The 25690-nt window shown below is 36.4% G+C and carries 23 protein-coding genes; 18 read left to right on the top strand and 5 right to left on the bottom strand.

Translation table 11 applies throughout. From position 1 onward, the window contains the following. The first annotated feature begins 184 nt into the window (after window positions 1-184). The 4 genes from I9192_RS11175 (at window position 185) to I9192_RS11160 (ending at window position 3555) form a co-directional block, all read left to right on the top strand. Window positions 185-622, top strand: a complete 438-nt coding sequence (locus I9192_RS11175; protein ID WP_004830853.1) for a DUF2946 domain-containing protein — start codon at window positions 185-187, stop codon at window positions 620-622. 283 nt (window positions 623-905) lie between these two features. Continuing rightward, complete coding sequence (locus I9192_RS11170; RefSeq protein ID WP_004830850.1) at window positions 906-2342, top strand: cytochrome ubiquinol oxidase subunit I; 1437 nt, start codon at window positions 906-908, stop codon at window positions 2340-2342. Beyond that, complete coding sequence (cydB, locus tag I9192_RS11165; protein ID WP_005028917.1) at window positions 2342-3346, top strand: cytochrome d ubiquinol oxidase subunit II; 1005 nt, start codon at window positions 2342-2344, stop codon at window positions 3344-3346. The genes I9192_RS11170 and cydB overlap by 1 nt, the downstream gene beginning before the upstream one ends. Before the next feature lie 101 nt (window positions 3347-3447). After that, window positions 3448-3555 (top strand): DUF2474 domain-containing protein, encoded by a 108-nt coding sequence (locus tag I9192_RS11160; RefSeq protein ID WP_085944238.1) that lies wholly within the window; start codon window positions 3448-3450, stop codon window positions 3553-3555. A gap of 417 nt (window positions 3556-3972) precedes the next feature. Here the strand turns inward: I9192_RS11160 and I9192_RS11155 are convergent, their stop codons facing one another. Next, entirely contained in the window at window positions 3973-4734 is a 762-nt protein-coding gene (locus I9192_RS11155) for a DUF805 domain-containing protein (RefSeq protein ID WP_005028916.1), read from the bottom strand. Between the two features lie 521 nt (window positions 4735-5255). Here I9192_RS11155 and I9192_RS11150 point away from each other — a divergent pair. From I9192_RS11150 to I9192_RS11135, 4 genes are all read left to right on the top strand, one after another. Further along, a complete protein-coding gene (locus I9192_RS11150) occupies window positions 5256-7994 on the top strand; it encodes a type VI secretion system Vgr family protein (protein ID WP_200149797.1) in 2739 nt (912 codons plus the stop codon). Beyond that, window positions 7987-8982, top strand: coding sequence for a T6SS immunity protein Tli4 family protein (locus tag I9192_RS11145; RefSeq protein ID WP_005028911.1), 996 nt, complete (start codon window positions 7987-7989; stop codon window positions 8980-8982). The genes I9192_RS11150 and I9192_RS11145 overlap by 8 nt, the downstream gene beginning before the upstream one ends. Window positions 8983-9043: 61 nt before the next feature. Then, window positions 9044-10045 carry a T6SS immunity protein Tli4 family protein gene (locus tag I9192_RS11140; RefSeq protein ID WP_005028909.1) on the top strand — a complete coding sequence of 334 codons (1002 nt, stop codon included), beginning with the start codon at window positions 9044-9046 and terminating at the stop codon, window positions 10043-10045. Window positions 10046-10053: 8 nt separating this feature from the next. Continuing rightward, window positions 10054-11958 (top strand): lipase family alpha/beta hydrolase, encoded by a 1905-nt coding sequence (locus I9192_RS11135; protein WP_005028907.1) that lies wholly within the window; start codon window positions 10054-10056, stop codon window positions 11956-11958. A 131-nt stretch (window positions 11959-12089) separates the two neighbouring features. Here I9192_RS11135 and I9192_RS11130 read toward each other — a convergent pair whose 3' ends face one another. Next, window positions 12090-13007 (bottom strand): LysR family transcriptional regulator, encoded by a 918-nt coding sequence (locus I9192_RS11130; protein ID WP_005028902.1) that lies wholly within the window; start codon window positions 13005-13007, stop codon window positions 12090-12092. A gap of 106 nt (window positions 13008-13113) precedes the next feature. Here I9192_RS11130 and I9192_RS11125 point away from each other — a divergent pair, with 106 nt between their 5' ends. The 5 genes from I9192_RS11125 to I9192_RS11105 all read left to right on the top strand — a co-directional run bounded on the left by I9192_RS11125 (window position 13114) and on the right by I9192_RS11105 (window position 18015). Next, a complete protein-coding gene (locus I9192_RS11125; RefSeq protein WP_005028899.1) occupies window positions 13114-14352 on the top strand; it encodes an acyl-CoA dehydrogenase family protein in 1239 nt (412 codons plus the stop codon). A gap of 132 nt (window positions 14353-14484) precedes the next feature. Beyond that, window positions 14485-15606, top strand: a complete 1122-nt coding sequence (locus I9192_RS11120; RefSeq protein ID WP_005028897.1) for a phosphotransferase family protein — start codon at window positions 14485-14487, stop codon at window positions 15604-15606. Then, a complete protein-coding gene (locus I9192_RS11115; protein ID WP_005028896.1) occupies window positions 15603-16301 on the top strand; it encodes a histidine phosphatase family protein in 699 nt (232 codons plus the stop codon). Before I9192_RS11120 ends, I9192_RS11115 begins: the two co-directional genes overlap by 4 nt. A gap of 41 nt (window positions 16302-16342) precedes the next feature. Next, a complete protein-coding gene (locus I9192_RS11110; protein ID WP_004830827.1) occupies window positions 16343-17086 on the top strand; it encodes an SDR family oxidoreductase in 744 nt (247 codons plus the stop codon). 203 nt (window positions 17087-17289) lie between these two features. Continuing rightward, window positions 17290-18015 carry an SGNH/GDSL hydrolase family protein gene (locus I9192_RS11105; protein ID WP_026040424.1) on the top strand — a complete coding sequence of 242 codons (726 nt, stop codon included), beginning with the start codon at window positions 17290-17292 and terminating at the stop codon, window positions 18013-18015. A 13-nt stretch (window positions 18016-18028) separates the two neighbouring features. Here the strand turns inward: I9192_RS11105 and I9192_RS11100 are convergent, their stop codons facing one another. Then, complete coding sequence (locus tag I9192_RS11100; RefSeq protein WP_005028892.1) at window positions 18029-18379, bottom strand: hypothetical protein; 351 nt, start codon at window positions 18377-18379, stop codon at window positions 18029-18031. 331 nt (window positions 18380-18710) lie between these two features. Between I9192_RS11100 and I9192_RS11095 the strand changes: the two genes are divergently transcribed. The 3 genes from I9192_RS11095 (at window position 18711) to I9192_RS11085 (ending at window position 20668) form a co-directional block, all read left to right on the top strand. Next, a complete protein-coding gene (locus I9192_RS11095) occupies window positions 18711-19412 on the top strand; it encodes a hypothetical protein (protein ID WP_005028889.1) in 702 nt (233 codons plus the stop codon). Window positions 19413-19511: 99 nt separating this feature from the next. Continuing rightward, entirely contained in the window at window positions 19512-20015 is a 504-nt protein-coding gene (locus I9192_RS11090; RefSeq protein WP_005028887.1) for a hypothetical protein, read from the top strand. A 62-nt stretch (window positions 20016-20077) separates the two neighbouring features. Next, on the top strand, window positions 20078-20668 hold the full coding sequence (locus tag I9192_RS11085; RefSeq protein ID WP_005028884.1) for a uracil-DNA glycosylase family protein: 591 nt from the start codon (window positions 20078-20080) through the stop codon (window positions 20666-20668). A gap of 186 nt (window positions 20669-20854) precedes the next feature. Here I9192_RS11085 and I9192_RS11080 read toward each other — a convergent pair whose 3' ends face one another. Then, window positions 20855-21718: a DMT family transporter gene (locus tag I9192_RS11080; protein WP_004830818.1), complete on the bottom strand. Its 864-nt coding sequence runs from the start codon at window positions 21716-21718 to the stop codon at window positions 20855-20857. A 156-nt stretch (window positions 21719-21874) separates the two neighbouring features. On the opposite strand from I9192_RS11080, the gene I9192_RS11075 reads away from it, so the two are divergent. Together I9192_RS11075 and I9192_RS11070 are read left to right on the top strand one after the other, a co-directional pair. Beyond that, the gene (locus tag I9192_RS11075; RefSeq protein WP_005028881.1) at window positions 21875-23275 is read left to right on the top strand and encodes an aminotransferase-like domain-containing protein; all 1401 of its coding nucleotides are present in this window, start codon (window positions 21875-21877) and stop codon (window positions 23273-23275) included. 201 nt (window positions 23276-23476) lie between these two features. Beyond that, the gene (locus I9192_RS11070; RefSeq protein ID WP_005028874.1) at window positions 23477-24127 is read left to right on the top strand and encodes a class I SAM-dependent methyltransferase; all 651 of its coding nucleotides are present in this window, start codon (window positions 23477-23479) and stop codon (window positions 24125-24127) included. Between the two features lie 53 nt (window positions 24128-24180). Here I9192_RS11070 and I9192_RS11065 read toward each other — a convergent pair whose 3' ends face one another. Beyond that, entirely contained in the window at window positions 24181-25659 is a 1479-nt protein-coding gene (locus tag I9192_RS11065; RefSeq protein WP_005028871.1) for a phospholipase D family protein, read from the bottom strand. Window positions 25660-25690 lie beyond the last annotated feature (31 nt).

Here is a 25690-nt window from a genome sequence, read left to right as displayed (position 1 = left end):
GCAAAGTATTGCTAAAATAGTGCTAAAGAAGCTTTGAATAACAAAATAAATGTACTATAGTAATATAAGAAAAGTTGAGTAATGTGCTTGGTTTTTATTCAGTCATTATTGACCACAGATTAAGAATGACTGCATCAAGTGACATTTTCCTTTTTCGTATCTCTGTCAATATGAGCAATCAATTGTGTTAAGACGCAGTGGTTTGTTGCTAGCATTTGCAACAGTATTTTTACAGCTTGCGGTTTTTTTACAGCCGCTCTTGCCTGAACAATATCAAATTGCTCCGGTCTGTGAAGACATCACTCAATCTTTGTTACGTCCAACACATGCACATAGTCATCATGAGCAAGAATCCAGCTTTATTCATCACTATTTACACTTAGATCAGACACAACAGGCAACATCTTCAGGTCATGATCATCATGATATGAACCATCAATGCCAGTATTGCGTGGTCTATGGTAATTTGGTGATGCCACCTGAAATTGGCGTAAAAGAAATATTGGTGCGTATACAAATACGCTTATTGGCTTATGTTGAAGCCTTCCAACATGTCTATTTTGAATTACAGCGTTTATTTCTTATTCCTCAAGGGCGAGCCCCACCGATACGCTATACATAAACATATTCATCCATCCATTGCTTTGAAATGTTTAATTTTAAGCATGTAAAACAATCGGATGCTATTTCGAATTTATGATGTAGAGAATCACCATGATGTATTCAATTTTCCTCAAATGGCAGGAAACGATCCCTTGCATGCAATTTTTAGGGTTAATCGTTCAGAATGAAAACATAAAGCAACAGACTATGGCTAAATTTCAGGCGTATGCTGATCTGGCAAAACAAAAAATATTGCGAGAAGCATTCAATACTCAACCTTTATCTATGCATAAGGTGATGTCATGAATTTAGGATTAACAGCTTTAGAATTGGCACGTATACAGTTTGCCTTTACAGTGTCTTTTCATATTATTTTCCCTGCAATTTCAATCGGATTAGCAAGTTTCTTGGCTGTTTTAGAATGGCGTTGGCTCAAGACAAAAAATCCTGTATACCAAGATTTATTTAAATTTTGGGTGAAAATTTTCGCTGTAGCTTTTGGGATGGGCGTCGTATCAGGCGTTGTCATGAGCTATCAGTTTGGAACCAACTGGAGTGAGTTTTCCCGTGTTGCAGGTTCTGTCACAGGTCCTTTATTGGCTTATGAGGTACTCAGTGCATTTTTCCTTGAAGCTGGCTTTCTTGGAATCATGTTGTTTGGTTGGGGACGTGTAGGTCCACGGGCGCATTTTTTTGCAACTGCAATGGTTGCGGTGGGTACCTGTATTTCAATGTTTTGGATTTTATCCTCAAACAGTTGGATGCAAACGCCACAAGGTTTCACGATTGAAAATGGCATTATCGTTCCACAAGATTGGTTCGCCATTGTCTTTAATCCTTCATTTCCATATCGCTTAGCACATATGGCAGCTGCCGCATTCCTAGTTTCAGCATTGTTGGTTGCTGCGACCGCTGCATGGCATTTACTCAAAGGTCGCCGTGATGCTTTGGTCAAAACCTCTTTTTCTATGGCAATGTGGATGATTTTAATCCTTGCGCCATTGCAAGTTTTAATCGGTGATAACCATGGTCTAAATACCCTGAAGCATCAACCTGCTAAACTTGCGGCGATTGAAGGACATTGGGAAACCAATAAAGGTGAAGGTATGCCTTTATATTTATTCGGGATTCCTGATATGCAGGCTGAAGAAACTAAATATGCAGTCGGTATTCCAAATTTGGGTAGTCTGATCATGACCCATACGATGGATGGTGAAGTCAAAGGCTTAAAAGAATTCGCACCTGAAGATCGTCCTAATTCGACCATCGTGTTTTGGAGCTTCCGAATCATGGTTGGGCTAGGAATGCTGATGATTTTACTTGCAGCATTTGCTTTGTTCTTACGCAAGGGCGGTAAGCTATACGAAAACAAATGGCTACATCGTTTTGCTTTTGTGATGGGACCATCGGGTTTTATTGCCTTGCTTGCAGGTTGGTTCACCACTGAAGTTGGTCGTCAGCCGTGGGTTGTGTATGGCGTGATGCGCACGAAAGATGCTTTATCACCTGTATCTGCTGAACAAGTCGGTCTAACACTGATTATTTTTGTAGTGGTTTACTGTGTTGTTTTTGGAATTGGCATCTACTATATGTTGAAACTGATGCATAAAGGTCCGCAATTTATTTATTCAACACCTGAAGGTCAAGCACATAGTGAAGAAGCTGTAATTCTTGCATCAAAACGACCACTGACCAGTGTAGATGAAAGTGTTGATTCAAACGAACAGGAGCCTAAATAATGATTGATTTATCTCTGATTTGGATTGTCATTATTGCCATTGGTGTATTTATTTATGTGGTTCTGGATGGTTTTGATTTGGGTATTGGAATTCTGTTCCCATTTTTCAAGGATCAACAAGAACGTGATGTGATGATGAATACGGTTGCCCCTGTTTGGGATGGCAATGAAACATGGATGGTTTTGGGTGGGGCGGGTTTATATGCTGCATTCCCGATGGTCTATGCCACAGTATTATCCGCACTTTATATGCCAATTATCTTGATGGTGGTGGCTTTAATTTTCCGTGGCGTGGCTTTCGAATTTCGTTTCAAAGCCAATAGAACCAAACATTTATGGGACAAGGCTTTTATTGGTGGCTCAATTCTTGCCAGTTTTTTCCAAGGTATGATTTTAGGTGCTTATATTCAAGGAATTAAAGTTGAAAATCATATGTACGCAGGTGGTGGATTAGATTGGTTGACGCCGTTCACGATTTTTACAGGGTTAGGAGTGGTTGTACTGTATGCTGCTTTGGGGTGCGGATGGTTGATTTTTAAAACTGAGCTTGATTTGCAACATCGTATGTATCAACTCATGCCGAAGTTAGTGATTGCATTATTACTCATTTTTGGCGCTGTCAGTATTTATACACCAATGGCACACCCTGAAATTGCCGCACGTTGGTTTAGTCAGCCTCAATTGATGTATTTTAGCCCTGTACCAATTTTGGTGGTGATCTTTACTGTTCTGATTTTACGTGCATGTAAACATCATAATGAACTCAGTCCTTTTATCTACACCTTAGCTTTGGTATTCCTTGCTTATACTGGATTTATCATTAGTCTATGGCCCTATGTTATTCCGCCGTCTATCACGATTTGGGATGCAGCAGCGCCACAAAGCAGTCAATTGTTTGCCTTAATTGGCGCTTTAATCTTAATCCCCATTATTTTGATCTATACCGGGCTTTCATATTGGGTATTTAGAGATAAAGTGCGTATTGGGGATGAGGGTTATCACTGATTCATGCAGTAAATCTTTTAGAAGATAGAAGACTCAGCGATTTAAATTGATCGTTGGGTTGATTGAAACCAGATACATTGTCAGTAGCGAGGTCGTGAATTTTGAAACTTTCTCAAACACAGTGGTTTATTTTGTTATGGCTTGGTGGTTTTTTAACGTTAGCCATCATTGCAGGTTTTTTTAGAATGTTGATTCAATGGGCATATTAAATTTTAATTTTTAGAACAAATGAAAATGAGGAATTTATTCCTCATTTTTTATTTAAATCAATAGATCTTTTTCATATCGTTAAGCCATTGAAAAACTCATAGCGTAAATTATAATTTCTCTTGATCAATAAAATCTATCCAGTAAAGCTATTGTTGAATGATATGAACTTTCCATTGCCACACTTTATATCTAAAGTTTAAGTAGATTTGCGTAGGTGATGTATCACTCTTGCACTACAAATAAAACAGTGTTTTTTTGTTTAGATAAAAGATGACAAATTTTTTCGTTGAGTAAGACGCCGTGAAAATCAAGCTAAATTTTCTTTAATTAACCAATCTGAAAAATTGAAATAATGATTATGATTGCTCAATAAAAAAGAGGTCTTGATTAGACCTCTTTTAAATACTCAGGAAGCATTATCTTTGATTGACTTCTTGTGTGTTGGAATGAGTATCTTCATTTTCAGTTTGATTTGCTGCTTCAGTGCTTTGTTCAGAATCATGTGCTGATTGTTCGATCTCATCACTTGTTTGTTCGAGCTCTTGAGCTGCTTGCGCAAGTTCTTGTTCTAAGTTAGACGTATCATGCTCAGTCATTTCCATACTATCCATGCTTTGTGGCATGCTGCCTTGCATTGAAATCATCCATACTGCAATCGAACCATAAGCCACAATAAAAATAGCTAAGAAAACAGCATATAAGCTACCGAGTAACTTTTCTGTTTGTTCGGTTTGTCGTTGCGGACCATAGTTATTATTGCCCTCAGTACCTTTGGCGCACATCACATATATACCAAAGAAAATATTCACAAGAGGAATTAAAAATAACAACCATAGCCAGCCGCTTTTATTTAAGTCATGGATACGTCGGATCGCGATACAAATATTGACTACGGTAAAAGCAATAACCACAATAACAGCGAGGAAAATAACAAAATAGCCTAAGCCAGATTGCAATAAAGCAGCTGGATTCTGACTTCCTGTTTGCATGAGCGCGACAACAGCGATACCAGCAATAATAAACAGTACACATGTGTAGAGCATACTGATAATAAATAACCAAGCAAGATAAGACAGGCGACCAAAACGCCCTTTAGGTGAAAATGGGTTATCTTTATTGGGGGTAAACGAAGCAGGGTGGGGTTGAGACATTGAAGTCTGAGTTTCAAGAGGATTCATAAGTTTCCTATACGTTGTTTTTATTAAGAATGTTTAAATTTTCGGCGCTATTTTAGTCAAAAACAAAAATATAAACAAGGGTAAATAAGCAATGCCAATCATATTGATCTAAATAGCCTAAGCATTTTTAGATATAATATTAATCGTATTAAACTGGATAAACGACTAAAAATACTTAGTTTTTAATCTGGCGAATTCAAATTAATTAAAGGTGCACATTCTCAACAATAAAACGTGTACAGATAAAACTGTACCGTAAAAAAAATAATTTTTGATTGATGATTTTTATCTTCTTTAAAGTGGCTGCAAAGCAGCGACCATTATGTACTTAATTATGATAATTAAGTACATATGTTTAAAACACAAAATTTTGTTTTTTGTAGTTTTTTATTATTTAAATCAATAGTTTAAAAGGGTGTGTTTGTGCGCCAACAACGATAATCAATAATAACTATCATTATTATTTGAGTATATTTAAATTTTGTGTTAAGTTTTTCTACATTAAAAATAAGGTCATAATAATGTTGAATAATATTTTTACTATTCTTGATAAAATGGGATATGGGACACAAAAACGCGCAATTAGTGTTCAATTTTCAAACTTGGAACTCAGTGCACAAGTGATGTTACAACGTATTGATGGTTATCACGCCATCAATGAAGGATTGTCAGCAGAACTGATTTGCCTGTCTCTCAATCCATTTATTGAACTTAAAGCGTTTATCGGTTGCCAAGTCTCTGTAGATCAAGTCACAGATTCAGGTAAGCTGTTTAGAACTACAGGGATGATTACTGGGGCGAGTCAGGGACAATCAGATGGGGCTTTTACGCTTTATCGTTTGACCCTGCAAGATGCAACAAGCTTATGGCATAAGCGTCATAATAGTCGGGTGTTTTTAGATAAAAGTGTTCCTGAAATTTTTGAAATAATTTTCAATGAATGGAGAGCCAAAAGCGCTTTGTTTGCATCCAGTTTAAAACTGGACCTGAGTGGTCTCAGCAAGAGCTATGATGTACGCCCGTTTTCTATGCAATTGAACGAATCTGATTACACATATTTGACTCGGATTCTACGCGAGGAATCAATCAATTGGCTGATTGATGAATCTGATTTTATTGCTTTAAACAACAATCAAAGTATTGAACCACAAAAACTTAGATTAATTGATCACAATGATCAGTTTAAGGCACTTGAACGTCGCAACATTCGCTATCATCGATCAAATGCGACTGAAGCTTATGACAGTATTACCAGTTTGATTGCTGAACGCAATTTACAGTCAACAGCAATCCATGTACAACGTTGGCAAGCAGACAGTTTAGCGCAGGAAGATGGCAGTGGTTCTATTCTGAGTGCACATAAACACAGTGCAAATAGAGACAATGAAAGTTTAAGTTTAGAACAAGCGTGGAGTATTTCTCCTGCTTGGATTCGTGATCTTAAAGGTCAAGATCAAGCCACAACATCAGGCAATCATCAACTAGAGAAGTTGAGTACCCAACTAAATCAATACCAAGCTTTGCAAGCCAAATATTTTAAGGCACAGAGTAGTGTACGTGATATACAGGTCGGCTATTGGTTTAAGTTAACAGGTCATCCAGAGCTGGATAGGAATCATAGCGAAAACAATGAGATGTTGATATTAAGTAAGCATTTTTATAATCAGAACAATTTTCCCAAAGACATTCAAGATCAAATTGAAAAACTCCTCACCCTGAGTCACTGGCAAACGAACAAAGACCGTCAACAAGAGCGTCAAGGCAACGAATTAACTTTGGTACGACGGCATGTAAGTGTTGTACCTGAATATCATCCATTAACACATCGTCCAACTACATATGTTCTACGTGCCATTGTGGTGGGGGATGGTGAAGAAATCTATGTCGATGAATGGGGACGAATAAAAATTCGTTTCTTGTTTACCCGAACAGAAGACCATGCCCATGATGGCGGTGCAGGAGCTAATGATAATGACACTGACTCCGCTTGGGTCGATGTGCTTACCCCTTGGGCGGGTGAAGGTTATGGCGCAAGATTTCTCCCGCGTGTCGGAGAGATTGTCGCGGTAGATTTCTTTGAGGGAAACCTTGATCGACCATTTATTACTGGACGGATTCATGAAGGACATCGAAATCCAACCCAGTTCGATATTAAAGGCAAACTACCTGACACCAAAAAGCTCAGTGGTATTCGTTCAAAAGAGGTCGCTGGGGAGGGCTTTGGGCAACTCAGGTTTGATGATACGACTACACAAATAAGCACACAATTACAATCGAGTCATGGCGCGAGTCAACTGAATTTGGGCAATTTAAGTCACCCTAAAGAAACCGCAGAAAGTGAAGGTCGTGGAGAGGGTTTTGAGTTAAGGACTGATCAGTGGGGCGCAATGCGTGCACCCAAAGGTATCTTGATTACCACAGAAGAAGCTGAGAATGCTTTAGGAAAGCAACTCGATCATCATCATTTACAACAGAATATCGAAAAATTTTTAGCAATAAATAAAGTGATTCAAACGGCAACGTATAAACATCAAACAACTGAACCAGAACTGAGCTTGCAAGAAACAATTAAGACAAATTTACCTCAATGGAACGAATCAAATTCAACACCTTATATCGCGATTGATGCCAAAGAGTCGCTGATTTTAGATGCAGATCAAGGAATTATTGCGCAAGCTAAAGAAAATATAGATTTAAGCACTGAACGTAATGTTCAAATATTTTCTGGTCGAGGATTTTTAGCAAATGTTTTAGATAAGATTTCACTCTTTGCTAAAACTGCTGGAATCAAAATTAAAGCTGGGCAAGGTCCTGTAGAAATTGAATCGCAAGCAGATCGCTTAAAAATTGCTTCAGAAGAACTCATGCATCTGTATTCGGTAAATGATTTTGTCAAAATCGAAAGTGGTAAAGGGATATTGATCGCATCTGGCGGCAGTTTCTTCAAAATGGAGGGCGGGAATATTGATATTGTTTGTCCTGGCACTTTGTCGTTAAAAGCTGGTCAAATCAAAACCATGCCAGGAGATACTTTAAATACTGATTTAACAGCGATGCCTAAACTACAAGTGGACTATGATGAATTTTTTGTGTTACGAAATAAGGCAGGTAAAGCAATGCCGAATATGAAGTATAAAATCAAAACTGAAAATGGAAAAATCATTGAAGGTATCACAGATGCAGAAGGTAAAACTGATCTAGTGACCTCGCTTGCCATGACCAAAGCCAAGGTCACATTACTTGGATATGTCGATGATTAAACAGTGTATTTTAATGGCTTTTTTGATTATCCAAGCACACAGTATATGTGCCAATTCTGTCGCTAATGATAGTAATGTCAATATACTTAATTTAGATCAAACAAAACCTTATTGTATCGGACGTTATATCGTTGATATTCCAACCGAAGCCAATCCACTTGAACGTTATGATAAATACGATTCATTTACGATTAGCTCGCAAAGCAAAGCCACCAAACAAGATTTTGATGACGCTATTCAACGAGTCAGAAAGGAATACTCTGAATACGGTTGGTTTATAACAGATGATCCAAAAGAACAAATCGTAGATGGTCGATTAACTAAAATCATTAAAGGGAAAAAGTCTAAGAATGAAGGGCATCCTTTTACAGTGTTTGGTTTTGTATGGGATAAAAAGACATTATTTTTAATAGAAGGTATGCACAGTGATACACCACAGTGGACAGCCGAAAGTAATGAAGCTCTTCAAAATCTGGTTCGAAATTTACGTTATCGCCCTGAACATGAAGTTCCCAAAGAAGAAGGGCAATGTATCTATCAAGGTTTTATCAAAGATGAAACTCAACGCTATCGTTATAGCATCCAAAAACTTGGTTTTAGATTTAAAAACTATCCTACAGTTGTGTTACGTTTTGAAGCAGAAACCAATGATGAATATGTTTTACCAATGATTCCACGCATCGAAAAGAAATTAAAAGAGGTAGGGCAAAGTCGGCGTCAAATAGACAAAGGCAATATTCGTAAAGGAGAAAAACAGACTAGTTACTTAACTGGTCAAGAGTGGATATCAGTGGAAAAAATGAAAGGTAAAGATGGCATAAGTGCATTGTGGGAACATACAGGTGCTGCCAATAACAATCAAGACCCTTTAATTAGCTTTGAAGTAGACACTGGATATGATTCCCCGCTGACTCAAAGTAGCAGTTTACAGCAGATCGATGCATTAAAACTCTATGAATCAATTTTAAAAACCATCCGAAAATTTTAAGGATGTCAATATTTAAAAAATAATCTAGCACTCAAGCACGTAAAGTTAAAAGAGACTACCAATGAACAAAATATTATTTTTTTTATTATTAAGCACTTGCTTGATGAGTGTAGGCTGCATTACTGCAAAATCTGAAATAAACAATAGTGGAAATAACATGATCAATTTAGAAAAAACAAAACCTTATTGTATTGGGCGCTATGTCGTTGATATTCCAGCCGAAGCCAATCCACTTGAACGTTATGATAAATACGATTCATTTACGATTAGCTCGCAAAACAAAGCCACCAAACAAGATTTTGATGACGCTATTCAACGAGTCAGAAAGGAATACTCTGAATACGGTTGGTTTATAACAGATGATCCGAAAGAACAAATCGTAGATGGTCGATTAACTAAAATCATTAAAGGGAAAAAGTCTAAGAACGAAGGGCATCCTTTTACAGTGTTTGGTTTTGTATGGGACAAGAATGTTGTATTTTTGATTGAAGGTGGACATAGTGATTCTCCTAAAAGAACTGAGAAAAGTAATGAAGCTCTTCAAAATCTGGTTCGAAATTTACGTTATCGTCCTGAACATGAAGTTCCCAAAGAAGTAGGGCAATGTATCTATCAAGGTTTTATCAAAGATGAAACTCAGCGCTATCGTTATAGCATTCAGACTCATGCATTTGATTTTAAAAACTATCCAACAGTTGTGTTACGTTTTGAAGCAGAGACCAATGATGAATATGTTTTACCAATGATTCCACGCATCGAAAAGAAATTAAAAGAGGTAGGTCAAAGTCAGCTTCAAATAGACAAAGGCAATATTCGTAAAGGAGAAAAACAGACTAGTCACTTAACCGGTCAAGAGTGGATATCAGTGGAAAAAATGAAAGGTAGAGATGGCATAAGTGCATTATGGGAACATACAGGTACTGCCAATAACAATCAAGACCCTTTAATTAGCTTTGAAGTAGACACTGGATATGATTCCCCGCTGACTCAAAGTAGCAGTTTACACCAGGTCGATGCAATTAAACTTTATGAATCAATTTTAAAAACCATCCGTAAATTTTGAGAATAACAATGTCTAACAATATACACAGCCATGAACCATATGAAACGCTATACGAATCAGGAATGATATCCTATGTGTCACAAACCACACCGAGTAGCGTCAAAACTGAGTGTGAAATTCTTGCACCTGCCAAATATGTGGTTCCCATTATTTTTATTCCAGGCATTATGGGTTCAAATATTAAAGATAAAAAGAAAAATAAAGTTTGGTATCCCCGAATTTCACTGAGTACAATTATTCAGTACAGTAAACGCGATGCTCGCGCGCGACAAATTGCATTAAATCCTAAAACCACAGAAGTGGGCTATGATGGCAATGTTAAAATCAATAAGAAGGATCTGCCGTATCTTACCCAAGAGCTTGCTTTAGCACGTGGCTGGGGATCAGTGATCACTATTGGTTATGCTGATTTGTTGATTTATATGGAAAATCAGTTAAATCGTCCATTTAAAAAATTAAAAGATCAAGAAAAGGATAAGTTTAATGGTACAGCGGAATGGGAAAAAATAGTTCAACATGCAAATCAAGACACTGAAAAAAACCTCAATCACTGGTCTGCTCAAAATACGATTGATTTATTAAACTTGGCACAACATGAGGAGTTGGCAGATTATGCCTTTCCAGTGTTTGCTTGTGGCTATAATTGGTTACAGACCAATATGAAGTCAGCGGATCAAGTTGCTGATCGGCTTAATAATGAAGTCATGGCACAAGTGAAAAAAGAATTTCCGACAGCAAAATTTAAGAAATTCATTATTGTTAGCCACTCTATGGGTGGATTGGTGACTCGTGCATTAATCCAAAATGATAAAGTCAAAGATAAGATTGCAGGAGTGGTTCATGGTGCAATGCCGGGTAGTGGTGCACCAGCAGTCTATCAACGCCTTACTGTGGGTTGGGATGGATGGAAAGCTTCTACAGGGTTACTCAATAGTGCATTAGCTTGGGCAACTAAATTTATGTTTGGCGATACCTCTGAACGCTTGACTGCAACATTAGCAAGTGCGCCAGGTGGTTTGGAGTTATTACCTTTTTCAAACTATTCAAATAGTATAGATTTTCCGAAAAATCCAAGCGCATGGTTGGTCATTAAAGCTCAAACACCAACAGGAGAAATCACGGCAACATTGCCAAAAAGTAATGACCCCTATACTGATATTTACCAACGTAAAGATTGTTGGTGGGCAATGATTAACCCTGATTTTATTGATCCGGCGGGTTTGATTGCGAAAATAGTTGATAAGGAGGGGTATGATAGTATTTTTGATGTATATAAAGATACTTTAGTTATTGTACAACGGTTACACGATCATATTAAAGATGTTTACCATAGCAATACTTATGCGAACTATGCTGCTGATGGAAGTTATAAAGCATTTGGACAGGTGGTTTGGCGTTGTAAAGAAGTCCTGAACATTACGAGTGAAGAAGAACTGATTGAATTAATGAGTTTATATGGCAAGAAACAGATCATTGAATTCCCTAATATCAAAGACCGTACAGATATTAACGCAGCAGAGACGAGTCAAATTGATGAAAACGAATCAGTAAAAATAGACGGAACCAAGGCGCATAATTTACAAGACAATGCATATAAAAAAGATGGTGTAAGAGAGATTTTATTGGATGAAAAATTTAAAATTTCAAAAACCAATAAAGCGACATTTTATTTGGATTTAAAACCGACTTGTGCAGGAGATGGTACGGTGAGCTATCAATCTGGACAAGATGTGCGCGCAGAGGGTAGAAGTCCTAAAGAAACTTTTATTATCAATGGCTATGAGCATTCAAAAAGCTTTGAAAATAAACATGTTCAACTGAATACCATCTACTGTATTGCACATATTGTGAATATTTTAAAGCTTGGTGCTGAAGCTGAACAATGTAATAAGCAAACAACTCAACATCCATGAATGATTTAAATTTTAAATTTATGTTAAGGACCAAAAATAATGGAATAACTAAAATGAGCGAGATCATGACTTAATGAGGTATGAGTTAAGTCTTAATGATGTTTATATAAAATTTTCATTACTAAAATAGCCTAAGCAAAAATTTTAAAAATTTCATCTCTTAAAAAAGTATGTCTAGAATTTTCACTTAAAGCTTGATGCCAATAGATGCCCATATTTAAAACAGGTAAATCAACTGGAATATCAAAAATATGAATACAATCTTCAATATTCAGATGCGACAAAATCTGTTTTGGAATTGTTAAAATCGCTTCAGGATATTGTGCTAAAACTTGCAGCGCAGTTGAGTAATGCTGACAGCGTAAAAAAATTTGTCGATTATACTGTTCTTTATTCAAATATATATCTTCCAAGAGCACACCTGTACGGCGTGAAGACACTCCAATATGCGGTGATGAAAAATAAAGCTTACGATTCATTTGCTTATGTTGGCTACACATCACAAACTGATCTTGTACTAAGTTTTGATAATTAATTTTTTCACCATAGTTTTGTTCTAAATCAATCACAAAATCCACTTGCTGTGTAGCCAAATCTACAACAACATTTTTACGATCTAATTTCGTGCTTAAAAATTGGATGTTCAAGTTCAATTTCTGAAAATGTTGAATTAAGCGGGGGAAAATTATCGGTTCAATTTCATCATGTACAGCAACCCTCAGTGTTTGTATTGAATTTGGATCAAACATTTGTTTTTGTTTAGAAATATCTTGAAAAGAAAATAATGCATTCTGCACAGTGGGATAGATCTGTTCAGCAAAAGGTGTAGGTAACATTTTACTGCCCACGCGTACAAATAAATCATCTTGCAAATGTTGTCGTAATCTTTGTAAGGCATGACTTGCAGCGGATTGTGTAATAAACAAGACTTTTGCCGCTTTAGAAATACTTTTCTGCTCATAGATGGCGATAAAAAGTGGATATAAATTAATATCAACATGATTGAAAATTGATAGGTCTAGATGCGTATTATTATGAATCATATTCATAGTCTGATATTGAATTAAATCATTTGGTTCATAATAAATTTTCAGCTAATGTAAAGTAAAGGTCGTTATCCAAATATTGATCAAAAGATTTTACAGGAAGATAAAAATGTTTGAGCTTTCAGCACGTGCAAAAGAATATGTCGAACGGACCAAAGCGTTTATTGAAAATGAAATTGAACCTGTAGAAACAGAATTTTGGAATGAAGTTCATCACCTTAACCAAGGCGGTGACTGGACAACGTGGCAATGGCCAGCACAATTAGAAGTTCTTAAAAATAAAGCAAAAAAAGCAGGGCTTTGGAACATGTTTCTGCCAGATCCAGAACTAGGGGCAGGCTTGTCAGTGCAGGAATATGCCCATATTGCTGAACTGTCTGGACGTAGTTTACTAGCACCAACAGTATTTAATTGTAATGCTCCAGATAGCGGCAACATGGAAGTGCTTTGGCGCTATGGTTCAGAGCAGCAAAAACAACAATGGCTTCAACCTCTATTAGAAGGCAAAATTCGTTCAGTATTTTGTATGACAGAACCTGCTGTTGCTTCCTCTGATGCAACCAATATGCAGGCAACAGCTGTGGTGGATGGTGACGAAATTGTCTTAGATGGTCGTAAATGGTGGTCTTCAGGTTTAGGCGATCCCAATGCCAAAATTATTATCTTTATGGCGCATACACCTGATGTAAATAAAGACCGTCATCATCAACACTCAATGGTTCTGGTTCCAGTAGATACACAAGGTGTAACAATAGAACGTATGTTACCTGTATTTGGTGACTATGATGCACCACATGGTCACGGTGAAATTAGTTTCAACAATGTCCGTGTGCCTGTCAGTCATTTTATTGGTGGAGCGGGACAAGGTTTTGAAATCGCACAAGGTCGTTTAGGTCCTGGTCGTATTCATCATTGTATGCGTTGTATTGGCGCTGCAGAAAAATCCCTTGAATTGATGATTGATCGAGGTATGAGCCGCAGTGCTTTTGGTAAAGAAATTTTGAAACTGGGTGGAAATTTAGAACGTGTTGCAGAAGCGCGAGTAGCGATTGATCAAGCTCGACTATTAACGTTGTACGCAGCCTACAAAATGGATACTCAAGGTAATATGGCAGCACTTACTGAAATTTCTGCAATTAAAGTGGTTGCTCCCTCAGTCCTTGAAAAAGTGGTGGATATGGCGATCCAAATTCATGGGGGAATGGGCGTTTCTCGCGATACCCCTTTAACTGGCTTTTTTGCACAAGCACGAAGCTTACGTTTAGCAGATGGACCTGATGAAGTTCATAAAGGAATGATTGCAAAATTAGAATTAAAAAAACGGGGATATGCTTCAAAGAAAAAGTAACAGTTTAATGATTGAATGCTGACTGTTTTATCTTAAAGATGTTATACATAAAACGGTCAGTACATAAAATCAAACTTAGCTTACGGTTCAAAGTTTTTTTGATTTAAAACAGAAAAAATTCAGGGAAAAAGCATGTCAGTTATTGATGTTGGTGGAAAAGTACGTGAAGGTGAAGAACTTGACATTCGTGCAGTTGGCAATTGGTTGATCGAGAATGGCTCTGAAATTATCGGTCCAGTCGAAGTTACGCAGTATTCTGGTGGTGCTTCGAATTGGACCTATCGCTTAAAATATAGCAATGCAGATTTAATTTTGCGTCGTCCACCTAAAGGAACAAAAGCGAAATCTGCACATGATATGGCACGTGAGTATCATGTACAGAAATGGCTCGCAGCTTATTACCCAGTCTTGCCTGAAATGGTTGCACTTTGCCAAGATGAATCAGTAATTGGATGCGATTTCTATGTGATGAAACGCATTGAAGGAATCATTCCTCGTGCCAAACTTCCGCCTGAACTTGATTTTAATGAACAACAGGTTCGAGAGCTATGTATCAATGTTCTTGATAAGCTGATTGAATTACATCAAGTTCCTTTTAAAGGTACTGAGTTGGAAAAGCTGGGTAAAGGTGATGGTTACTGTCGTCGTCAGGTTGAAGGATGGGATGGACGTTATGAAAAAGCACATACCATCAATGTACCAAGCTTTAAATTTGTTCGTAAGTGGTTAAATGAAAATATCCCTGCTGATTCGACCAGTTGTGTGATTCATAATGATTGGCGTTTTGATAATGTCATTCTTGACCCTCAGCATCCGACACAGGTGATTGGTGTACTGGATTGGGAAATGGCTACCATTGGCGATCCTCTAATGGACTTAGGTTCTGCATTGGCATATTGGGTTGAAGATACAGACAATCAAATCTTTAAGTCTACTCGCAGACAACCCACGCACCTTAAAGGTATGTTTAGCCGAAAGGAAGTGGTTGAATATTATTTAGAAAAAACAGGTCTAAAACCCGAAAATTGGGCTTTCTATGAAGTCTTTGGTATTTTCCGTTTAGCAGTCATTGCGCAGCAAATTTACTATCGTTATTACCATAAGCAAACGGATAATCCAGCATTTAAAGATTTTTGGATTGTGATCCATGCTTTACATATTCGTGCTTTAAAGTTGATTGGTATGCAGAAAATTGAAGCCAATGAAGTTGCACAGAAATACATTGAAAAGTTTAAGGAAATTTTAGGGAAATGACCACAATCTATTTGGTACGACATGGGCAAGCATCATTTGGCGCTGAAAGTTACGATAAGCTCTCTCCAAATGGTGAATTACAGGCAAAGGTATTGGGTCAATATTTCGATAAAATTTTGAAAGAAGCGCCTTATGTGATTGCAGGCTCGATGCAAAGGCATCAACAAACAGCGCATTTTTCTTTAGCTGAAAGTTTTCCAGATGTTGCCGTTGTCACTGATCACAATTGGAATGAGTTTAATCATCAACAGGTTTTTGCTCAATATGACCCACGTTTTAATGAACCTCATTTGCTTAAACAAGATGTGGCTAAAGAAAAAAGTCCTCGTGCTTATTTAGCCAAGATTTTTGAAGGGGCAATCAATCGTTGGACGGGTGGTGAATATCATCATGAATATGATGAATCCTGGCCAGATTTTAAGAATCGAGTCGAAGGTGCATTGCAAAATCTATGTGATGATTTAGCCAAAACCAAACCTCGTTATGCAATTGTTTTTACCTCTGGTGGAGTAATATCAGTTGTTGCGGGCAAACTTTTGGAATTGAATCCAAACAAAACATTCGCACTCAATTGGGCAATTGCCAATACCAGCCTGACGACATTACGTTTGGTGGGGAACGAACCGCAATTGCTCAGTTTAAATGAACATCATTTTATTAAGGTTGAAGATCCACAGTTATTGACATGGATTTAAGACCACACTGAGAAATATAAAAATTATTCAAGGAATTTATCATGGCAAAAACGATTTTAATTACTGGCGCAAGTTCAGGAATCGGTGCAGGAATGGCACGGGAATTTGCACAAAAAGGCTATAATTTAGCAATCTGCGCACGGCGTTTAGAAAGACTTGACAGTTTAAAGCAGGAATTGGAATCTAAATATGGCGTCAAAGTCATCACTAAAGTCTTGGACGTGACCAATTATGAACAGGTATTCCAAGTCTTTCGTGAGTTTAAACAAGACTTTGGAAGCTTAGACCGAATCATTGTCAATGCTGGTGTTGGTGAAGGACGACGTATTGGAAATGGCAAGTTTGAAATTAACCGAGCGACTGTTGAAACCAATTTTATTTCAGCTTTGGCACAGTGTGAGGCAGCAGTCGAGATTTTTCGTGAACAGAAATTCGGGCATTTGGTGGTGATTTCTTCAATGAGCGCTCTCCGCGGCATGCCTAAACACTTGACTGCTTATGGTGCTAGCAAAGCAGGAGTGGCTGCCTTGGCAGAAGGCATTCGTGCTGAATTAATTGATACCCAAATCAAAGTGTCAACAATTTTCCCTGGCTACATCCGCACTGAAATCAATGAAGGCGCCAAGAAGCTTCCTTTTGAAGTCGATGTTGAAACAGGCTCACATTTATTGGTTAAAGCCATTGAGAAACAACCTGTTAAAGCGTATGTCCCACAATGGCCATGGTTACCTATAGGACTCGCAATGAAAGTATTACCATTAAAATTGGTGAATAAATTAGGTTGATTCATTTTACTTTTAAACTGTGATTAGCATTTATTACTCAAAAGACCCATTAGGGTCTTTTGAGTTTATCGTTAAAAGAAAACTAGTATTCATCTGAACTGGACTACTTTAATTTACTTTTAAACCTATGCAAGAACTAAGACAGCATAAATTGCCTTTGGCGATGATGGATATTCAATCTATTGAATTTTATGGGTATTGTTATGTTTTTGAAATTTTCAACATTTGTACTGGTGCCTGCTTTACTTATTCAGGGTTATCGAGTCAAGAAAAACACACCAAGATTACCTGAAGCTCAAGGGCTGCGAAGTGGCGTTTTGGGTACTGGTCAAGCTTTATCGATTTTGATTTTAGGAGATTCTGCCGCAGCAGGTGTTGGTGTTGAAAATCAGCAACAAGCATTATTGGGTTCAATTTTAAAGGAAGTTTGTACAGATTTCGAAGTGACTTATCGACTTGAAGCAAAAACAGGGGATACCACTTTACAAGTTTTGCAGAGAACCAAGCAGTTAGCAAACCAACAATTTGATGTTGTGATTACATCTGTTGGCGTCAATGATGTGACAAAACTACGTTCCCCGAAAAAATGGATACAACAGCAAAAACAGTTTTATGCCACCATTGAGTCCAAATTTACACCACAATTGATTTTGGTCACTGGTGTACCGCCAATGAATTTATTTCCAGCTTTGCCAAATCCATTGGCGTGGTTGTTTGGAAAATACTCAAGCAAGATGAATGAAAAATTAGCCCAATTTATTGAAAATAATAAAAATTACCAGTTGATTCATTTTGATTTAGCCCATTTTAAAGCCTTAAATTTGCAAAAGGCGAGTGATGGATTTCATCCAAGTCAAGACATCTATCAACTTTGGGCAAAAGAGATTTCACAGCGTATTTTTAGCAAATTTAAATCAATGATTGATTAAAAAATCAAAAATATTAAGGGCATTGAATATTTTCTTTTTCCTTGTAATAACTCAAAGCGATGTCCAAATCGGATAGCAATTTGGCTTGTGTGTAATTTTCTGGATTCAATTTGAGTAAACTCGGCATGTAATTTGTTTTGTATTCCTTAGGATAATCTACACATACGATTCTTTTTTTATCATCTAATGTGGTATTTGGATCATCCAACTGATCAAGATATTTACTAATCATTTCATCTGATTGTTCAAATTGTGCAGTCACCGTAGGGCGATCTGTTTGCTTAGACATATTTTGATCAGGCTCTTTGCTACAAGCGGAAAGAACGAAGATCATCAATAATGTGGTAACGAGTTTACTGTTCATAATAGATTGATTTTTAATGTGAATAAGAAATTATTGATAAATATTCAGTTAAATAGTCTTTCGACAATTCTTTAAAAACTTAACTATTAAATAATTTACCAATTTGTGCAATGATTTTTATTACCATAACTTGAATATGTTACAAATTCAAGTTTTTTACATATTTTATTAGAAATTTCATCTTATGAAAGTGTGGCGGGTTAAATTGATTTGATTTATATGAGGTTGAATTTTACCCAAAAGCAACATTGATGAAGAAATCTCTAAGCAAAAGTTTATTTTTGAGTTAATTATGCGTATCGTATTCCCCAAAAGACAGAGGGAATATTTCATGAAAAAATTAATGATGATTGCTATAACAACTTTAGCATCAAGTCTTACTTTTGCAGAAAATTTACAATGCGAAAAAAGCTATGAAATTTTTAAGCAGCAAGGTGATAAAGAAATTGAAATCTTAAAAAATGGCACACTTGATGACATCATTCATTATTATGATCAGATTGAATATGATCGTAAACTAAAGCCTAATCATCAAGGACAAACCTTTTCATCTGGTGAGTGGATCAGTGATGCTAAATATAGAGAAGATGTAAAAATTCAACAGGATTTAGCTAAAGATGATTCTTATAAAAATATTGATTTTTCATTGCTAAAACCAAAGTTAAACTATATCTCTAGCGTTGGGGAAGTTTGTGTGGTTCCAATGCGATTGCAAGATGAAATGTTTAAAAAAAATATGCAGACCCAAGCAGATGTTATCTTTGTTCGTGATCTTAAAACCAATGACTGGAGAAGATTTATTTATCTAGGCATTGAAGATAAAAAGGATTTTAATGAATTTTTTCCAGATTTCCCAAAGAATATAAAATTATCTAAGACATTGATCAATAATCAAGATTTTGCTGAAAGTGCTTCTGAATTTGCATTGTTAATGTTAGAAGAAATGGGTGCTGAAATTACGCCTGAACTTAAAGAAGCAGTAGAAGCTCAATCAGAGCCTTTCAAAGTTAAGTTAAAAGCGAATGGTTATTGAGCTTTATTGTATATTTTGTATTTAAACCACCTACGGGTGGTTTTATTGGATAAGTATAACAATTGATAAAGGTGCTTTATTTAACAAAGATATATACATATGAGATTGTTTTTACTCCTAATTGCACTACTGTTAAGTGTAAATGTTTGTGCTGGCGCCGATGGTTCAAAAACGGAATTTGAGTCAATAGAGGCTCTTGAAGCTTTATTGTTAAATGCGGGTATTATCAACCAAGATTATAAAATTGTAGATAATCAGGCTTTTGATGACTATCTGCGTCAAGTATTTTTAAAACAAGCCAATCAAGGTCTACCTTATAGGATCAATAAATATGTTGAATTAAAGAAGATTCGAATAGAAGGGCGAAATTTGATTACTTATATTGAAATTGATGATGATTCAATACAGTTTATCCCTAAGTTTTACTCTGATGAAATCCAATCTAGGCTTAAATGGGAAGCATGCAACAATGGCATAGGTTCAAGTCGAGTTTTTAAACAGGCAGAAGGATTCAAAAAAATTCAAATTTTGGGGAGTAAGCAGGATCCTGAATTGTTTAAATTTGAGATGTTTTTAAAGCAATGTGATGACGTATATAATTAGGGGCTGAGCAAGTAATAATGTTAAGATCAGAGCAGAATCCTTAAATTATTTCTTATTTATAAATGTCTGAATTAACAATAGAAACCCATCCACTTAAACCTTTTCTACCTTCAAACGCAAAGCTATTGATGCTTGGTAGCTTTCCACCGCCAAAAGAACGTTGGAAAATGGATTTTTACTATCCGAACTATCAAAATGATATGTGGCGGATTTTTGGTTTGATTTTCTTTGAGAATAAAGATCACTTTTTAGATTTGCCCAACAAGAACTTTAAAGAAGCTGTGATCCGCAGTTTTTTAATGGAAAAAGGCATTGCAATTTTTGATACGGCTTATCAAGTTATTCGTTTAAAAGGCAATGCTTCGGATAAGTTCCTACAGATCGAAACACCAACAGATTTATCTCAACTTTTGGAAAATATTCCTGAATGTAAAAGTATTATGACCACAGGCGATAAAGCAACAGATACTTTGATGTTATCAATGCCTGAAGGAACTGAAAAACCTCAGATCGGACAAGCTTCAAAAGCACGATACTTAGAAAGAGAATTAAATTTATACCGAATGCTGTCTTCATCAAGAGCTTATCCTTTAGCGTTGGACAAAAAAGCCGAAGCATATAAAAACTTATTTAAAGAAATAGGCTTACTTTAAGAAAGTATTGCGAAGTTAATTTTAAAATCAATATTTAGAAGATGGATTATTCTTCAAGGCTTATAAACAATATAATTCTTAAATGGAATTGATCAAAACGCTTATCAATTACCCATGATAAACATAAGTTTTAAGTCGATTGAGGAAAATCAATCGACTTAAACACTGATAAAAAAAGTACAATAGTTATGCGAATTTTTTTGCCATCGCTACACACAATACTACAGCAAAACAAACCAAAACCATTGCCAAGCTTACATGTTCACCCAATAAAAAGGCTGAGAGTATTAGTCCAATAAATGGTTGTACCAGTTGAATCTGACCCACAGATGCAATTCCACCAAGTGCCAAGCCTTTGTACCAAAATATAAAGCCAATTAGCATACTGAATAGTGAAACATAGATTAATCCAAGTGTTTCTGACCAATGAATATTCTCAAAACTTTGTGGTAAATAATAAAAGCTTCCAATGAGCATTAAAGGTAAAGATACCACCAAAGCCCAGCATATGACTTGCCATCCACCCAGTTCTCTAGAGAGTTTTCCACCTTCAGCATAGCCCAATCCACATACAATAATGGATGCAAGCATATATAGATCACCTAAACTGAAGCTTAGATTGCGATTCTCATAAAACATAAAGCCAATCACAATGGCACTTCCTAACAGCGCAAATAGCCAGAATTGTAATGCAGGTTTTTCGTTGCCTCGTAATACCGCAAATATTGCGGTCGATAGGGGGAGTAATCCAACAAAAACGATAGCATGTGCTGAAGATACGGTTTGTAATGCCAGTGCTGTAAATAATGGAAATCCAATCACTACCCCGCAAGCAACAATCATTAAAGATTTAAATTGAGCAAAATTGGGTTTGGTTTGACGTAAAAGTAACAGACAGAGCAAGCCAATTATTCCTGCAATCGCTGCACGGGCTGTGGTTAGAAATTCTGGGCTAAATCCCATCACTGCGACTCGTGTTGCAGGTAGTGAACCTGCAAATATTGCAACGCCAATAAAACCATTAATCCAACCGAGATTTGTTTTATCCATGATAAATCACTCAATAAATTTATACTGATTAAATGCCGATTTATTGAATAAACACATATACAGTCCAATACAATTTTAAATAACTGTTATGGAAGTAAAACCAGTACAATGAGGGATATTTAGCTTTGAGTTTTGATGGGTTAGGGGATAATTTTTGTGAAAAAAACTAAAATAGAACAAACGATTCAACTCATTAACAACCAAATTTCAAATAAAAGTTTAATTGCAGGTTCCCGTTTGCCTTCTGTAAGGCAACTTGCCAAACAATTACACTGTTCGGTTTCCACCATCGTGGAAGCGTATGCAAGACTGATTGCAGAAGGTGTTTTAGAATCACGAGTCGGTTCTGGTTATTACGTACGAGGTAAATCAGAGCCAATGCCTGTTATTGAGACTGACATACATTATCAGCGTGAAATTGACCCTCTATGGATTTCAAGGCAATCACTTGAAGCAAAAAATGAGGTGCTTAAACCGGGATGTGGCTGGTTGCCAACCAGTTGGATGCCAGAGCAAACCATACGTAAAGCTTTAAAAACAGCTGCAAAATCAGAAGCCGTAATGCTCATTGATTATGCAACACCCCATGGTCATATTGAATTGCGAAAACTGATTGCGCGAAAGAAAGAGCAATATCAAATAAAATTTCAACTTAATCAAATTCTTATTACTGACTCAGCTACACAGTCAATTGATCTAATTTTTCGACACTTACTGGTCGCAGGGGATGTGATTTTAATTGATGATCCTTGTTATTTTAATTTTCGTGCACTCATCAAGGCGCATCACCTTCAAGCTATTTCAATTCCTTTTACCGAAAATGGACCAGATCTAGCAAAATTTGAGCAAGCACTAAGCTTAAAACCAAAAATTTATCTGACAAATTCTGGAATCCACAACCCAACAGGTGCGACAATTTCATTACAAACTGTTTATCAAATTTCAAAACTGGTTGAACAAACAGACTTAATGATTATTGAAGACGAAATTTTTGCTGATTTTGAATATATTCCAGCACCCCGTTATGCATCTTTAGCAGGTTTTCAGCATGTCATTCAAATAGGAAGTTTTACTAAAACACTTTCAGCAGCCGTTCGCTGTGGCTATATCATCGCTGATCCTAAACTTATAGATGATTTGATTGATCTAAGAATCGCGACAAATTTCAGTCCCAGCCATTTAAATGCTGAAATCATTTATCAAGCACTGATGGATAGTAGTTATCCTCGACACCTAGATTGGTTAAAGAAACAATTACTAAAATTGAGCAATGAAACAATTCAAAAGTTAAAGACATTGGGAATAAAGCCATGGGTTATTCCAACAGCAGGAATTTTTTTATGGTGTACTTTACCTCAAGGTGTGCAAGCTGCTGAATTGAGTAAACTGTGTTTAAAGCATGGTCTAATTTTGGCACCCGGAAATTCCTTTAGCCAAGCAGAACAAAGTGAACAATTCATGCGGTTTAATGTGGCACAATGTATTGATAAAAAGGTTTTTGATATTTTACAGACAGCTATTCAACAGCTACAAAACAGTTCAATAGAGAATTCTTGATACAATATACGATGTAATGAATACGTTGAATTTATAGTAATCAAAAAAGTAGTTTTGCAGTAAAACGATATGTTATAGAAATCATCAAAAATATTTTTTGGATAAGAACAATTACAAACTTTTATCGAATCATTTTCCCTATTGTTTAAAAATATGCCTAAATAACACGCAATTGCTGATTGTTTTTAAGGAAAAAGGACAATGAATACTCAGGATGTACCTAGTCCAATTGATTTAAGAAATCCACAAGATGCGTTGCAATGGGCTGAAGAAGTGAATCAGAAACGACCATGGCGATATGAGTTTTTTGATTATTATGTCAATCTTATTCAGAACTTATACAAAGAAAAGCAATTTAAAGATCAAGATGAGTCAAGCTTTTGTGTGCTGGAAATTGGTTCAGGTCCGGGTTTCTTTGCAAAGCATTTGCTGAGTCAGTGTCCAGATATTTTCTATACCGCTTTAGACTTTTCAGAACCTATGCATGAGCTTTCTAAAAGTAAGTTATCATCAGATGAGTTAGCTAGAGCTGAATTTGTGATTCAGGATTTTAAGCAAGATGATTGGAACAATTCATTGGGTAAATTCGATGCGGTGATTATCCATCAAGCTTTACATGAATTACGCCATAAAGAATATGCAAGTCAGTTTCATCAACAAATTAAAAAACTATTAAAGCATGATGCAATTTATCTCGTTTGTGATCACATTTTTGCCGATGAGGCAATGCAGAACAATGAGCTGTATATGTCTAAGCATGAGCATTTTCAATGTATAAAACAGGCTGGATATACAGATATTGAACTAGTCAAAGAGATTAAAGGGCTTTGTTTATTTGAATGCTATTTGTAAAATCCACGATGATAGATATCTTGATTGGTACTGAATGTGTCATTACATTAAACTTACATCATCCACTCAAGAGGAAGGTAGGATACACTGTACATCATAAATCTTTGGAATCTTGTCGTTTCAGGGTCCACATGATGTTCGATTACTTTACCATCGGCTTGGTAGTCCAGCCAAATCAGTTCCCCTTGAGAATTTAATTGGAGCTCATAGGCAACAGTCAGCAAGGTTCGATCTAATAAATCAGAAATTTGTTCTTGTAAAGGATCTGATTTGAGTACAAGACCAACCTCAGTGTTGATGTTGAATGATCGAGGGTCTAAGTTAAAAGAACCAATAAAGACTTTGTCGTCAATATTGATAAATTTCGCATGTAGACTGGACTTATTCTTACCCTTTTTAGGAATAATATTGCCTGTAACCACCTCATACCATGTACGGCGTTTCCGCTCTATATAAGGTTTAAACTCATAGAGTTTGGCGCCATTTTTTAATAGGTCAACACGATATTTTTGATAAAAAGCGTGCACCAAAGCCACATCATTTGCGACAAAAGAATTGGTTAAAATTCTGACATTGACATTTTGTTTTGGAAATTGGCTGATAAAATCTGTTCCATTTTGCGTCGGAACAAAATATGCAGCAATCAAATCCATTTCTTGTTTTGGATCACCCAAATGTTGATGAATTTGATGAGAAATCAATTGATTGCCTTGTGCTTTTCCCAGACTTTTCTTTGGTGAATCTGCTAAGAAATCAGCATAAGCCCAATTGATTTTGTTTTGATTCAGCTCATTGGCAAGTTCTTTCTGCTCTAAATTTACTTTTTCATCTGTAGAGTGCTCAGCTTGTTCAAGTTTTTCAAAACTTTTTCTTAAATCAATTAAATCCTGTGCGGAGCCTTTTGAAATAAATTGCTCAATTGGATAGCTCAGCTCAAAATTCCAAAATTCAGTAAAGACTTCGTTGGCACGATTAACGGATTGACCAAAAAACAACACATCCATATCTGTAAATTGAAAAGATTCACTGGCATCAAAATATTCACTGCTGATATTTCGTCCGCCAGTCACGGCAATAGCACCATCAGCAATAATCAATTTATTGTGCATACGATGATTAATTCGTTGTGCTCTAAATATATAGTCCATCACGCGGAAATGTCTGAACTTATAGGGATTGTAGAGTTTGATTGAGATATTGGGATGAGTCAGTAGTGCGCTTAATTGTCGATCTATTTTGGTTCCATTTTGATCATCAATCAATAATCGGACTTTTACACCACGATCAGCTGCCTTGAGTAATTCATGGAGCATGAGATTACCAATAAAATCATCAGCCCAAATATAGTATTGTAAATCAAGTGTATATTTTGCTTTTCGAATTAAATGTATGCGCGAAGCAATGCTTTGAAAGGCATCATTCATCGCAAGATATGCAGTCAAACCTTGCGTTAGCATGTTTTTTGCTTGTGGTTCTGTGATCCAATGATCTTGATATACCTGACTCTGTTGTTCTTGTTGTGATTGATTCATAGGAAGACGACATCCAGTAATTGAAAAAGCC

The organism is Acinetobacter bereziniae (assembly GCF_016576965.1).
GTDB lineage: Bacteria > Pseudomonadota > Gammaproteobacteria > Pseudomonadales > Moraxellaceae > Acinetobacter > Acinetobacter bereziniae.
Note: the sequence above shows the minus strand (reverse complement) of the source record. Positions and strands in the feature narration are given on the sequence as shown.